We start from the raw sequence: 13,332 nt of genomic DNA, 5'->3' as shown, positions 1-13,332 counted from the left end.
CGTTCACCTTCTTTCTCCTCTATTGTTGACCTTTTTGCGCTTTTTAAATCATTCGTGCCAGTCAAGTGATTCCAGGAAATGATAAATATCCTGGTACAGTTTTTCTTTTTCTTTATCAAGTGTGATCACATGACCAGATTCTTCATACCATTTGATTTGTTTATTCTCCGCTTCAACACTGTCATAAATAAATTCCGCGCTATCTGTATTAATCATTTGGTCTTTTCGGGCCTGAACAACAAATGTCGGGGTGTAAATGGTGTCGACATTGTTTTTTACTTCGGCAATAATGCTTCCCAGTTGTTTAAACAGGTCTGTAGAATTTTCTACCAAATCAGCGACTTCTTGTTTAATCGTATCGTCATTTTTTCCTTCCAGCTGCTTGTATTCCTTGGCAAATGATTTAAATCCTTGCGTCAGCTGTGTCGCATTGTCAAAAAACATCGGTGCACACATCGGGATTACTGCTTGCAACTTTTCCAAATAAGCTAGTTTTAGTCCTAAAACACCTCCAAGCGATAAACCGGCAACAGCTATTTCCGCATGCCCAAGATCCCGCAGATGTTGAAGCGCTTCTTGGACATCCTCCCACCACTCGTCGGGGTTTGCCTTGATTAACTCTTCCGGTGGCAATCCATGTCCTCTGTAAATCGGAGCATGTGAAGTATACCCTTGTTTTTCCAAAAAGCGTCCCAGCATTCGTACATCAGCCGAATGCCCGGTAAACCCATGTAATAACAATACCGCACGCGGGCCAGCTTTAAACGTAAAAGGTTCTGGTTGTTTTATTTTCATTATGCACAAACTCCTTTTTAAATCCTTACATTATTATTCTATTGTACATGATTTGACAAAAAATAACCCCCACCACGACATGCAGTAAGGGTTATGTGTATTACCTATTGTAAAACATATGCACTTAAGAAAGCTAAGGCGAAGAAGATTACTCCAGTCACGATTGTACTTCGATGTAAGATAAGATCCGCACCTCTAGCTTTTTGCTTACCGAATAATTGTTCAGCCCCACCTGAAATTGCACCAGATAAGCCTTCACTTTTCCCAGATTGTAATAGAACTAAAATAATCATAATTACTGCATCGATAACTAATAACACGTGTATTACACCTAACATTACCGCACCTCCTGAAACGAACAAATACCTATTCATTACTTTAGCATAATTCTGTTTTAGATAGCAAGTGATTTTTTAGTAAACCTGGATTATATATAATTGGACGTATCATTTAATTAATCTTATCCTGATTATATAGAATCTATAGAAACGGGTGAATAGAATGGAACGTGAATATTGGCTGCCAATGAATGATGGTACGGAAGTTTATCTGAAAAAATGGTATGAAGAAAACAGGAAACCAAAAGCAATCATCCAGTTTGCCCACGGAATGGTTGAACATATTAATCGTTACAAGGATTTTGCCAAGTTTTTGGTTGCCCAAGATATCTTCGTTTACGGAAATGATCACCGAGGACATGGTAAAACTGGGGACAAACAAGGGATGTTAGGCTATCTTGCTGATGAATCTGGTTTCTCCAAGACCGCCGAAGATCTCTATACAATAACCAAACATATTAAACAGGAATTACCCGGTACGCCAATTTTTTTACTAGGCCATAGCATGGGTTCCTTTTTAGCTCGCACCTACATCCAGACACATAGTAACGAAATTGCAGGCGTCATTCTGGCAGGAACAGGTTTCTATCCGCCGTTAACCTCCTATACGGGACGAAAAATTGCTTCGCTCCTGCCACCTAAAAAGCCAAGCAAGGTCATGAATTTTATCGCCTTTGGTACATACAACAAACGAATTCATCCAAACAAGACCGCCTTTGACTGGTTAACTAGTGATGCCAAAATTGTCCAGACATACATGGATGACCCATACTGTGGATACATTCCAACTGCCCAATTTTTTGTCGATTTGATGACCGGGTTATCGACCATTCATGATCAAAAGGGTAATCAAATGATTCGAAATGACCTGCCAATGCTGTTCATTAGCGGTGATGCTGATCCGGTTGGCAGCTATGGAAAAGGGATTTGGAAAACGGCTAACATGTATGCAAAAGCTGACCTGGAGAATATTACGGTTACGCTTTTCAAAGATGGCCGTCATGAAATTCTGAATGAAAGCAATAAAGCAGAAGTTTATCAACATGTCGTGGAATGGATAAGCAGAAATTTGTCGGCTTAATTTGGAATCCTTGGAAGAAGCCGGATAATAAAAGCGCTTTCAACCAAAACCTTGTTCTAAAGCGCTTCATAACTTGAAACTACTGCACGAAAGAGGTTAGAATAATAGGTAGAAATGCATACTTTATTATTTGGAAAGGCTGGTCGTAAAGAATGTCATATATTGACGGAATTGCTGCATCAAACGGGATTGCAATTGCCAAAGCATATCAGCTTGTAACTCCCGATTTAGCTTTTGAGAAAAAACCGATTGATAATCCAAACGAAGAAATTGCACGTTTGGATAAAGCATTAGCAACCTCGAAGCAGGAATTGGAAAAAATAAAAGCACATGCCAAACAGGAAATCGGAGATGAGCACGCCGAGATTTTCTCAGCCCATTTGCTTGTTTTAAGTGATCCTGAACTGATTAATCCGATCAAGGAAAAAATCACGGCAGAAAACGTTATGGCTGAGGCTGCGTTAGAGGAAACAGCCAATATGTTTATTGAAATGTTTCAAAACATGGAAAATGAATATATGCGTGAACGTGCGGCTGATATTAAGGACGTTACAAAACGTGTTATGGCGCATTTATTAGGGGTTACCTTCCCTGATCCAGCATTAATTAATGAAGAGGTAATCGTGATTGCCCATGATTTAACACCGTCCGATACAGCCCAGTTAAATCGGCAGTTTGTGAAGGGTTTTGCAACAGATATTGGCGGACGTACATCCCACTCAGCCATTATGGCAAGGTCACTCGAAATTCCAGCAGTTGTCGGATCAAAGGAAATAACCAATTTAGTTTCACATGATGATATGGTCATTGTTGACGGGCTGGAAGGAAAAGTCATCGTTAACCCATCCACTGATGAATTAGCAGCATACAAGGGAAAACAAGCCAAATTTGCTAAACAAAAAGAGGAATGGGCAAAATTAAAAGATGAGCCTACGGCTACTGCAGATGGTGAACAAGTAGAATTAGTCGCCAACATTGGTACTCCTGAAGACATTACAGGTGTCCTGGCTAATGGTGGAGAAGGTGTCGGACTTTATCGAACTGAATTTTTATATATGGGTAAATCAGAGCTGCCAACCGAAGAAGAGCAATATGATGCATATAAAGCTGTGCTAGAACAAGTAGGCGATAAACCTGTTGTTGTAAGAACACTGGATGTCGGCGGTGATAAGGAATTAAGCTATTTGGATTTGCCAAAGGAACTGAATCCATTTTTAGGCTTCCGCGCAATTCGCTTCTGTCTGGAAAACGAATCTGTTTTTCGCACACAATTGCGGGCACTGCTGAGAGCAAGTGTCCATGGCAATTTAAAAATTATGTTTCCAATGATTGCAACCCTGGAAGAATTTCGCCAAGCAAAAGCAGTTCTATTAGATGAGAAGGAAAACCTGACAGGTGAAGGCGTGGATGTTTCGGATGATATTGAAGTCGGGATTATGGTCGAAATCCCATCTACCGCTGTAATCGCCAAACAATTCGCTAAAGAAGTAGACTTTTTCAGCATCGGTACGAATGATTTGATACAGTATACAATGGCTGCCGATCGTATGAACGAACGCGTTTCCTATCTGTACCAGCCATATCATCCAGCAATATTGAATTTAGTTAACAATGTTATCGAAGCTGCGCATGGCGAAGATAAATGGGTTGGCATGTGTGGCGAAATGGCTGGGGACCCAATTGCGATTCCGATTCTCTTATCCCTTGGTCTTGATGAATTTAGTATGAGTGCAACATCGATCTTACCTGCCAGAACTCAGATTCACAAGTTATCAAAGGAAAAACTATCTTCCTATAAGGACAAGCTGTTAAGCATGGGAACCGCGGAAGAAGTTGTAGAATTTGTGAGGGAGAAAACGGAATAAGTTATAGAATGAGAATGAACCCGCCTGGGATCTATGTGTCCGAGCGGGTTTTTATTTTGCCCGGGTGATCGGCGACTTTGCGCGGTCGATCGGCGACTTTGCGCGGTCGATCGGCGACTTTGCGCGGTCGATCGGCGACTTTGCGCGGTCGATCGGCGACTTTGCGCGGTCGATCGGCGACTTTGCGCGGTCGATCGGCGACTTTGCGCGGTCGATCGGCGACTTTGCGCGGTCGATCGGCGACTTTGCGCGGTCGATCGGCGACTTTGCGCGGTCGATCGGCGACTTTGCGCGGTCGATCGGCGACTTTGCGCGGTCGATCGGCGACTTTGCGCGGTCGATCGGCGACTTTGCGCGGTCGATCGGCGACTTTGCGCGAAATATCGTCGGGTCGACGATATTTCGCGCATTCGTATTGCTATTTCGTACATTCCGATCCCACCCGTAACCCGCCCGCTCTGCTCACTCTACTAAACCCTACTCTGTAATAATCTCAAGCTTCTCCTCAATCGCAGTCCTTCCTTTATTCCGTGAAATCTGCTTTGGGTAGCCAATTTGCATTACAGCGGCAATCTTAACCTTCTCACCATCCAGCCCAATTTCCTGCACAAAACCGGGGTCATGCATATATGGGGTAATTGTCCACAGCATCCCTACACCGTAAGACCATGCGGCTAACTGGATATTCTGAATAAAGGCACAGACGGAGGAATATTCCTCTTCGTATCTGATCGGGTCTGGATCTTTTTCAAAGTAAATTAGTGCATGATGTGGGATCTCGAGTAAAAACTGTTTCATGGAATCGATCATCTTTAACGTCTTTGAATCATTATCCGTTTTCAGCATGCCAATCCGCTGATAACTCGATATAATCGTATCTACAAAAGCCTTTTTTCCATTTCTCTGATAGAGTTTAATATTCCATGATTCCTTCATATAATGGGTTGGCGCCCATGTTCCATATGTAAAAATCTCTTTTAGAATTGACAAATCAACTTCCTCCGGTTGAAAACTAAACGTGCTTCTTCTTTCCTTGATTGCCTGTAAAACATCGATGGTGATCACCTCGTTCATCTATCTATTTCTCCCTGAAAATAGATTAGCACATTGTGTCACCATAAAAAAATTATTTAAAATGCTTCTCCCGTCATCACCGACATAAATTCTTTGTAAAATTTCGGATAGTCCAGTGTAAAAGCAATCCGGTGTTCTCTCCCCTTGTCTTTTTTAAGATTTACATATGGTCTGATATCAGCAATACTTTGGCCTTTGGCAACCCCTTCATCTTTTTGCACAATATGAACAGGAAGATTCCGGAACCCAAACATGTCTTCATGGATGGTCGCCATCAACGCTAGCGCATCATGAATGGGACTACCCTGAGCCTTGGGATTACGCTTTTTATAGAAATTATAATAGTAATCAAGCATCGGTTTAATGATTTTTGCCTTTCCCACGTAATCAATATAATCGGCCATTTTCGGTGTAACAATTGCTTGTTCCGTAACATTTAACGGAATGATCGTCACGTTATGCGCATGGCTTAATACCAGATTAGCTGCAACTGGATCCGCATAAAAATTGGCTTCCGAGACAGCCGTTATATTACCAGGAACCCAAAATGCTCCACCCATGATATAGTAGGATTTTACCTTATTCATTAATTCCCGGTACAAAGTAAACATCGTGGCAAGCGAGGTAAGCCTACCAATGTTTACAATAATTAACTCATCCTGGTAACTTTTAATAATATTTATTATTTCAAAAAAATTTTCAATCACTCCATCAGGAATTTTCGGGGGGATAATCGGACCGAGCCCATACTCTCCATGAATTTCCGGAAAAAATTCAGGAGTCTCCCCGGTCAAAGGAATCTCCGCCCCTCCTATAATGGCAACTTCCTTTTCTGAAATCCCAAATAAATTGGACAGATACCGTACATTCCTTATTGCTCGATTTCTTGGTATATTACCATAATCGGCCACAACACCAACAATATCCACTTCATCCTTAAAATATCCATATATAAGTGCAATCGTGTCGTCAATTCCAACATCCCCAAAAAGCAACACCTTGACCGACATGTAAATCCTCCCTGTTTTTGAAAATATGTACACTTTTACTCTTACACTATTACACCTGTATGTTGTCCTAGACCATCAATTTTTACTCATAGAAAATGCCACTTATCCTTTTTCTGGATAAGTGGCATTGATCCACCTACAACTAGATTATTTCTTCAAATTATAAAACGCAGTTAAACCGGCATATTCACCCATGCCCGCAAGTTCATCTTCAATGCGAAGTAATTGATTATATTTCGCAACCCGATCTGTACGGGATGGTGCACCTGTCTTGATTTGACCAGCATTCGTTGCAACCGCAATATCGGCTATCGTTGCATCTTCCGTTTCGCCAGAACGGTGGGAAATAATTGCTGTATAGCCAGCTCGTTTCGCCATTTCAATCGCTTCAAACGTTTCAGTCAATGTACCGATCTGATTTACTTTAACAAGGATAGAGTTTCCGACCCCTTGCTCAATTCCTTGAGCAAGTCGTACTGTGTTGGTAACGAATAGATCATCACCAACTAATTGGATCCGGCCGCCCAAACGATCGGTTAATTTCTTGTGACCTTCCCAGTCGTTTTCGTCTAATCCGTCTTCAATGGAAATGATCGGGTATTTTTCAACTAACGATTCATACCAGTCAACCATTTCTTCCGAAGTACGAACTACGCCCTCCCCTTTCAAATTGTACTTGCCCTCCTCATACATTTCGGATGCGGCAACATCCATGGCCAGCTTCACTTGTTCGCCAGGTTTATAGCCAGCCGCTTCAATTGCTTCGACTATCGTTTGTAACGCCTCTTCATTGGAGCCAAGGTTTGGAGCAAATCCACCTTCATCACCAACAGCTGTATTATAACCTTTTGATTTTAAAACATTTTTCAGTGAATGGAAAATTTCCGCCCCCATCCGTAATGCTTCCTGGAATGTAGGTGCGCCAACAGGCATGACCATAAATTCCTGAATATCAACATTATTATCAGCGTGTTCTCCACCATTTAAAATGTTCATCATAGGTGTTGGCAATGTATTGGCGTTAAATCCGCCTAAATAGTTATATAATGGAACCTCTAAATAACTTGCTGCTGCATGGGCGACTGCCATCGATACACCTAAAATAGCATTGGCGCCCAATTTACCTTTGTTTTCCGTACCGTCAAGCTCAATCATCAACCGATCAATGATGTTTTGTCGCGTAACATCCAAGCCTATTAATTCAGGTGCAATTACTTCATTTACGTTCTGAACCGCTTTTAAGACACCTTTTCCAAGATAACGATCTTTATCGCCATCCCGCAATTCTACTGCTTCATGTTCACCAGTTGATGCACCACTTGGAACCAATGCCGAACCAAATGCACCTGATTCTGTGAAAACTTCTACTTCTACTGTCGGGTTACCACGAGAATCTAATACCTCGCGTGCATATATGTCTGTAATGTATGGCATAACCATCTCTCCTTTATTTTTTAATTAACGATTCGCCTGTCATCTCTTTCGGTTTTTCAATATCCAATAAATCAAGCATTGTTGGAGCTACGTCAGCTAAAATACCGCCATCACGCAGTTCCACATCTTTCTTAGTAACGATAACCGGAACTGGACTGGTTGTATGGGATGTCATCGGTTCTCCATCAGGGGTGACAACCTCATCCGAATTCCCATGATCAGCAAAAATAATCGCATAGCCGCCAAGCTCGGTAATTTTATCAACAACTTTACCTAGGCATTCATCGACGGCTTCAATTGCCTTAATGGTCGGTTCCAATTTCCCGGAATGCCCAACCATATCTGGATTGGCAAAGTTCAGGATGATTGCATTTTCCTCACCCTCGTCAAGCTCATGAAGCAATGCATCGGTTACTTCATAGGCACTCATTTCCGGTTTCAGGTCGTAAGTTGCCACTTTCGGTGAATCAATCAAAATACGTTTTTCACCTGGAAATTCCTGTTCGCGCCCACCACTCATAAAAAATGTGACATGCGGATATTTTTCCGTTTCCGCTATCCGCAATTGTTTCAAATCGTGCTGTGCCAATACTTCACCAATTGTATTATCCAGATTTACGGGTTCATAGGCAACATAACCATCGATCGATTCACTGAAATTCGTCAGCATTACAAAGTCAAGATTTTTCGGGACTTTATCTCCCCGGTCAAAATCGTGAAAATCTTCATTCGCGAATGTCCGGGAAATTTGGATAGCACGATCCGGACGGAAGTTGTAAAAAATGATCGAATCTTCATCCTCAATGGTAGCATTAGGGTTACCATTCTTATCAGTAATAACAGACGGAATTACAAATTCATCATAAATCCCGTTTTCATAGGAGTCGTCAACCAGCTCATAAGGGTCCTGGTATTTCGGACCTTCCCCATAAACCATTGCATCATAGGCCTTCTTTACCCGATCCCAACGCTTATCACGATCCATTGAGTAATATCGCCCGGAAATTGTTGCAAATTTGCCTACTCCATATTCGGTCATTTTCTCTTCAGTTTGTTTAATGAATTCTTTGGCCGTTTTCGGACCGACATCACGTCCATCGAGAAATGCGTGTACATAAACCTTTTCCAGTCCCTGATCACTCGCTAGCTTCAATAATGCAAACAAGTGGGAAATATGGCTATGGACACCACCGTCGGATAGCAGCCCAAAGATGTGTAATGCTTTATCATGCTGTTTCGCGTGTTGCATCGATTTGACAAAGGCACTTTTCTCGAAAAAATCCCCTTCCTCAATCGATAAATTGACTCTTGTTAAACTTTGATAAACAATTCGACCCGCACCAATATTCAAGTGGCCAACCTCCGAATTGCCCATCTGTCCCTCGGGGAGTCCTACCGCTTTACCACTTGCCTTTAACTGGTTATGCGGATACGTTTTCCAATAGCGGTCGAAATTTGGTTTATTTGCTTGCTTAACGGCATTTCCCTGTACTTCTTCGCGAATACCAAATCCGTCCAGAATAATAATTGCCGCTAATTTATTACTACTCATTTTGTACCCGCCTCCACAAGCTTAAGAAATGATGCTGCTTCAAGACTTGCACCACCAACCAGTGCCCCATCAATATCCGATTTGGCAAGTAATTCATCAACATTTGCCGGCTTCACACTGCCACCATATTGAATGATCACTTTTTCCGCCGTTTCGTTTGATGTTACCTCCTTGATGACATTACGAATGTGTGTGCATACTTCATTTGCCTGGTCACTTGTAGCAGTTTTTCCGGTTCCAATCGCCCAAATTGGTTCATAGGCAATAATTGTATCGGCTACTTGCTCGTCTGATAAACCTTCCAATGCTTTGCGCACCTGACTTTCCACATGGTTCATGGTTTCATTTGCTTCCCGTTGTTCAAGTGTTTCACCGACACATACAATCGGCGTAAGGTCATGGCTGAATGCGGCATGTGTTTTTTTATTAACTGTTTCACTTGTTTCAGCAAAATATTCACGACGTTCTGAGTGACCAATGACAACATGGGTAACCCCTAAATCGTTTAGCATTACCGGGCTTACTTCACCAGTGAACGCGCCATTATCTTCATAATGCATGTTTTGTGCACCAATTTTCACACTAGAACCTTTTGCCTTCTCAGCGAGCGAGGCTAAAAAAGGAAATGGCGCACAGACAATTACCTCGACGTGCTCATTGCTTGGCGCTTTTGCAGCAACCTCTTCGACAAATTGATTCGCTTCTGACAATGTTTTGTTCATTTTCCAATTACCTGCGATTACGTTCTTGCGCATTGTATCACCTCATCAACATTATTTATCTCGCATTAGGAAGTTTTACTTTTCATCAAGTGCTTGTACGCCTGGAAGTTCTTTCCCTTCCATAAACTCAAGCGACGCTCCGCCACCAGTTGAAACATGATCCATCTCATCGGCAAAACCAAATTTTTCAACGGCAGCAGCGGAGTCACCACCACCAATTACTGTATACCCTTCTGCATTCGCCAATGCTTTGGCAACGGCCATCGTTCCACCAGCAAAAGCATTTATTTCAAATACACCCATTGGCCCATTCCAAATGATTAGCTTCGAACCAGTAACAATTTCACTATAAAGGTCACGTGTTTCAGGACCGATGTCTAGTGCTTCCCAATCAGCGGGAATTTCATCGATCGCAACAATTTTTGTATTGGCATTCTCGGAAAAATCATCCGCAACAACAGCATCGACCGGCAGTACAAACCGGACACCTTTTTCCTCGGCTTTTTTCATAAACTGCTTTGCTAAATCCAGCTTATCTTCTTCCAGCAAGGATTTTCCGATTTCATGTCCCTGTGCTTTAATAAACGTGTAGGCAAGCCCGCCGCCAATAATTAAATTATCCACTTTGTCCAGTAAATTGTCGATCACATTGATTTTGTCTTTTACTTTTGCACCACCAATGATTGCCGTAAATGGCCGCTCAGGATTTTCCAACGCCTTGCCTAATACACGGATTTCCTTTTCCATTAAAAAACCGGCAGCAGCAGGCAATTTTTCAGCAACACCTGTCGTTGAAGCATGTACGCGGTGCGCTGCACCAAACGCATCATTCACATAAAGGTCGGCCATAGCAGCAAATGCATCCACTAGTGCTGGATCATTTTTTTCCTCACCAGGCTCGAACCGCACATTTTCAATTAGTAGAACATCCCCCTCTTGAAGCTCGGAAATGGCTTTATCGACCTCTTCCCCGTAAACAGCGTCGGTTTTTATAACCTCTTTGCCAGTTAAGTCGCTTAGCCGTTTTGCTACAGGATCCAGTCGCAATTCCTCAACCACTTGTCCCTTAGGCCGACCAAGGTGGCTTGCTAATATAACGATTGCACCCTGTTCTGTCAGATAGTTGATGGTTGGCATTGCAGCCCTAATTCGCGTATCATCGGTAACCTTGCCTTCATTCATCGGCACATTAAAATCCACACGGCAAAAGACCTTTTTCCCTTTTACCTCAAGGTCTTTCAGTGTTTTCTTATTCACAGCAATAGCCTCCCTTGAAATAATATGTATCAGGTTTGTTTTTCCCTTATATGCCATCTTTAATCGTAATGAAAAATGGAGGAGGAAAATACATCCTCCCCCATTATAGCCTATTTACCGCTTATAGTCCTTTTTTGCTTAAAAATGCTGCCATGTCTACGCAACGTGTTGAATAGCCCATTTCATTGTCATACCAGGAAACAACTTTAACCATGTTGTCTTCCATGATCATGGTCGATAAACTATCAAAGATTGACGAATGCGGGTTGCCAACAATATCAGAAGAAACAAGTGGATCTTCTGTATATTCCAAGATTCCTTGCAAGTCGCCATTAGCAGCTTCTGCAAATGCTTTGTTTACTTCCTCTGCTGTGACATTCTTATCTAATTCAGCTACCAAGTCAATGATAGAACCGTCTGGAGTTGGAACACGAATCGCCATTCCGTTTAGTTTACCATTCAGTTCCGGTAATACTTTTCCAACTACTTTAGCTGCACCAGTTGTGGTTGGAATAATATTTTGTGCGGCAGCACGAGCACGACGATAGTCTTTATGCGGCAAGTCAAGAATTTGCTGATCATTTGTATAGGAGTGAACAGTTGTCATTAAACCGCGTTTTAGACCAAATTTTTCATGAAGTACTTTCGCAAGTGGTGCGATACCGTTTGTTGTACATGATGCATTTGATAATACATGGTGTTTAGCAGGATCATAATCTTGTTCGTTGACACCCATTACCATTGTTAAATCTTCTTCTTTAGCAGGTGCTGAAATAATAACTTTCTTCGCGCCAGCATCCAGATGTTTTTGGGCATCATTGCGTTGCGTAAAACGGCCGGTGGATTCAATGACGATTTCTACACCAAGGTCACCCCAGCCTAAATCAGCGGGATCACGTTCGGAAAGTACCTTAATTTCTTTTCCGCCAACAACGATATTCGATCCATTCACAGAAACTTCCTCGTCTAGTTTTCCATGAACAGAATCATACTTCAATAAGTGTGCCAGCATGTTAGCATCGGTTAAATCATTTACTGCCACTACTTCTACTTCATCATTTTTTAATGCTTGACGAAATACATTACGTCCAATACGTCCAAAACCGTTAATTCCTACTTTTACTGCCATGTTATATTCCTCCTATGATAATAATTTTAAAATATATATTTAAAGGGATCTTCCCCTTAATATCTGTTCTGCTGCAGCTTCATCGGTAATAAACAAATCACTTTTACCCTGTTGAAAATAAGAAGTAATAGCCAGCGCCTTGGATCTTCCTCCGGCAACGGCAATAACCGATTTAGCCTCGTGTAAATCTTCCAGCTGAATGCCGATAGTACGAACCTTATGAACGACATCACCCGCTTTATTGAAGTAATAACCGAACGCCTCACTTACCGCGTCTTTAGCTACTAATTGCCTAATGATTTCATTTGCTGTTTTTCGACGCTTTGCCATTGTAAGTGCATCGCCAATTCCATGCAGGACAACATCCGAGCCACGAATCAATTGCAAAATTTCATTAATTGCTGGCTCATTTAGCATTGTCTGATAGGATGTCTCACTTAAAGGATCGGGTACATACAACAGACGATAATCACCGTTTGCTTTTCGTGCCATTTCCGCCGCGATAGTATTCGCCTGATTTTCAACCTTCTCGCCAATACCACCTCTAGCTGGCACGAACAGACATTGATTTGAGGCAGTGAATGGAACCATTGCGTGTGCTACAGCTGCCATTGTCGTCCCGCCCGTAACGGCAACCGTTTGATTTTTCATGATGGTTGATTTAAGAAATGACACACACGCCTTACCCATTTCTAATTTTACCCAGTTCTCATTATCACTATTACCGGGAACAACGATAGCTTTTCCTACATGTAATGTATCCTTTAATTGCTCCTCCAAAACGGTTAGCCCCATCATTTCCTTCATAAAAGCAGCCATCTGCTCTACTACTACTTTTCCCTCTTCTGTGATAAGCATTCCTTTTGTTGTCACATCAATTAAACCCTGATCATGCAATAAATCCACTTCCGCTCGGACAACACGTTCGGTAAGTGATAAATGTTCAGCAAGCCCTCTCCTGCCAATTGGCTGAAACATATTAACGCTATTTAAAATGGTATAACGCTGCTGCATGGTATGAAGTAAATCCGGGTATAATTTTTTTTGTAAATCTATTAAAGCTCTCATTCATAAG

Annotated in this window: 13 protein-coding genes; 3 read left to right on the top strand and 10 right to left on the bottom strand. The window is 42.0% G+C overall.

Annotated elements, in window-relative coordinates; translation table 11 throughout:
• Positions 1-48: 48 nt before the first annotated feature.
• Together CZ382_RS20670 and secG are read right to left on the bottom strand one after the other, a co-directional pair.
• A complete protein-coding gene (locus CZ382_RS20670; RefSeq protein ID WP_088053021.1) occupies positions 49-795 on the bottom strand; it encodes an alpha/beta hydrolase in 747 nt (248 codons plus the stop codon).
• Positions 796-899: 104 nt separating this feature from the next.
• Positions 900-1,133, bottom strand: coding sequence for a preprotein translocase subunit SecG (gene secG / locus CZ382_RS20665; RefSeq protein WP_088053020.1), 234 nt, complete (start codon positions 1,131-1,133; stop codon positions 900-902).
• Between the two features lie 163 nt (positions 1,134-1,296).
• On the opposite strand from secG, the gene CZ382_RS20660 reads away from it, so the two are divergent.
• From CZ382_RS20660 to CZ382_RS20650, 3 genes are all read left to right on the top strand, one after another.
• On the top strand, positions 1,297-2,214 hold the full coding sequence (locus CZ382_RS20660; RefSeq protein WP_088053019.1) for an alpha/beta hydrolase: 918 nt from the start codon (positions 1,297-1,299) through the stop codon (positions 2,212-2,214).
• Between the two features lie 152 nt (positions 2,215-2,366).
• The gene (gene ptsP / locus CZ382_RS20655; protein WP_088053018.1) at positions 2,367-4,079 is read left to right on the top strand and encodes a phosphoenolpyruvate--protein phosphotransferase; all 1,713 of its coding nucleotides are present in this window, start codon (positions 2,367-2,369) and stop codon (positions 4,077-4,079) included.
• Between the two features lie 64 nt (positions 4,080-4,143).
• Positions 4,144-4,527, top strand: a complete 384-nt coding sequence (locus CZ382_RS20650; protein WP_088053017.1) for a hypothetical protein — start codon at positions 4,144-4,146, stop codon at positions 4,525-4,527.
• A 29-nt stretch (positions 4,528-4,556) separates the two neighbouring features.
• On the opposite strand, the gene CZ382_RS20645 is transcribed toward CZ382_RS20650, so the two are convergent.
• The 8 genes from CZ382_RS20645 to CZ382_RS20610 form a co-directional block, all read right to left on the bottom strand.
• The gene (locus CZ382_RS20645) at positions 4,557-5,153 is read right to left on the bottom strand and encodes a nitroreductase family protein (RefSeq protein WP_088053016.1); all 597 of its coding nucleotides are present in this window, start codon (positions 5,151-5,153) and stop codon (positions 4,557-4,559) included.
• 56 nt (positions 5,154-5,209) lie between these two features.
• Entirely contained in the window at positions 5,210-6,163 is a 954-nt protein-coding gene (locus tag CZ382_RS20640; RefSeq protein ID WP_088053015.1) for a nucleoside hydrolase, read from the bottom strand.
• Between the two features lie 147 nt (positions 6,164-6,310).
• On the bottom strand, positions 6,311-7,597 hold the full coding sequence (gene eno / locus CZ382_RS20635; RefSeq protein ID WP_088053014.1) for a phosphopyruvate hydratase: 1,287 nt from the start codon (positions 7,595-7,597) through the stop codon (positions 6,311-6,313).
• Positions 7,598-7,610: 13 nt separating this feature from the next.
• Complete coding sequence (gpmI, locus tag CZ382_RS20630; RefSeq protein ID WP_088053013.1) at positions 7,611-9,149, bottom strand: 2,3-bisphosphoglycerate-independent phosphoglycerate mutase; 1,539 nt, start codon at positions 9,147-9,149, stop codon at positions 7,611-7,613.
• Complete coding sequence (gene tpiA / locus CZ382_RS20625; protein WP_088053012.1) at positions 9,146-9,904, bottom strand: triose-phosphate isomerase; 759 nt, start codon at positions 9,902-9,904, stop codon at positions 9,146-9,148. Before tpiA ends, gpmI begins: the two co-directional genes overlap by 4 nt.
• Positions 9,905-9,946: 42 nt before the next feature.
• Entirely contained in the window at positions 9,947-11,128 is a 1,182-nt protein-coding gene (locus CZ382_RS20620) for a phosphoglycerate kinase (RefSeq protein WP_088053569.1), read from the bottom strand.
• Positions 11,129-11,249: 121 nt separating this feature from the next.
• Positions 11,250-12,257 (bottom strand): type I glyceraldehyde-3-phosphate dehydrogenase, encoded by a 1,008-nt coding sequence (gene gap / locus CZ382_RS20615; protein ID WP_088053011.1) that lies wholly within the window; start codon positions 12,255-12,257, stop codon positions 11,250-11,252.
• A gap of 39 nt (positions 12,258-12,296) precedes the next feature.
• Complete coding sequence (locus CZ382_RS20610; protein ID WP_088053010.1) at positions 12,297-13,325, bottom strand: sugar-binding transcriptional regulator; 1,029 nt, start codon at positions 13,323-13,325, stop codon at positions 12,297-12,299.
• Positions 13,326-13,332: the final 7 nt, after the last annotated feature.

Origin of the sequence: Virgibacillus dakarensis (assembly GCF_900155625.1) — a bacterium.
Classification (GTDB): domain Bacteria; phylum Bacillota; class Bacilli; order Bacillales; family Amphibacillaceae; genus Lentibacillus_C; species Lentibacillus_C populi.
The sequence above is the reverse complement of the archived record's forward strand: the minus strand, read 5'-3'. Positions and strand labels throughout refer to the sequence as shown.

What these genes read in the sequence shown, in the direction of transcription:
- CZ382_RS20610 (WP_088053010.1), bottom strand. Translation starts at nt 13,325, where the DNA reads ATGAGAGCTTTAATAGATTTACAAAAAAAATTATACCCGGATTTACTT.
- CZ382_RS20645 (WP_088053016.1), bottom strand. Translation starts at nt 5,153, where the DNA reads ATGAACGAGGTGATCACCATCGATGTTTTACAGGCAATCAAGGAAAGA.
- CZ382_RS20670 (WP_088053021.1), bottom strand. Translation starts at nt 795, where the DNA reads ATGAAAATAAAACAACCAGAACCTTTTACGTTTAAAGCTGGCCCGCGT.
- eno (WP_088053014.1), bottom strand. Translation starts at nt 7,597, where the DNA reads ATGCCATACATTACAGACATATATGCACGCGAGGTATTAGATTCTCGT.
- tpiA (WP_088053012.1), bottom strand. Translation starts at nt 9,904, where the DNA reads ATGCGCAAGAACGTAATCGCAGGTAATTGGAAAATGAACAAAACATTG.
- ptsP (WP_088053018.1), top strand. Translation starts at nt 2,367, where the DNA reads ATGTCATATATTGACGGAATTGCTGCATCAAACGGGATTGCAATTGCC.
- CZ382_RS20660 (WP_088053019.1), top strand. Translation starts at nt 1,297, where the DNA reads ATGGAACGTGAATATTGGCTGCCAATGAATGATGGTACGGAAGTTTAT.
- gap (WP_088053011.1), bottom strand. Translation starts at nt 12,257, where the DNA reads ATGGCAGTAAAAGTAGGAATTAACGGTTTTGGACGTATTGGACGTAAT.
- gpmI (WP_088053013.1), bottom strand. Translation starts at nt 9,149, where the DNA reads ATGAGTAGTAATAAATTAGCGGCAATTATTATTCTGGACGGATTTGGT.
- secG (WP_088053020.1), bottom strand. Translation starts at nt 1,133, where the DNA reads ATGTTAGGTGTAATACACGTGTTATTAGTTATCGATGCAGTAATTATG.
- CZ382_RS20640 (WP_088053015.1), bottom strand. Translation starts at nt 6,163, where the DNA reads ATGTCGGTCAAGGTGTTGCTTTTTGGGGATGTTGGAATTGACGACACG.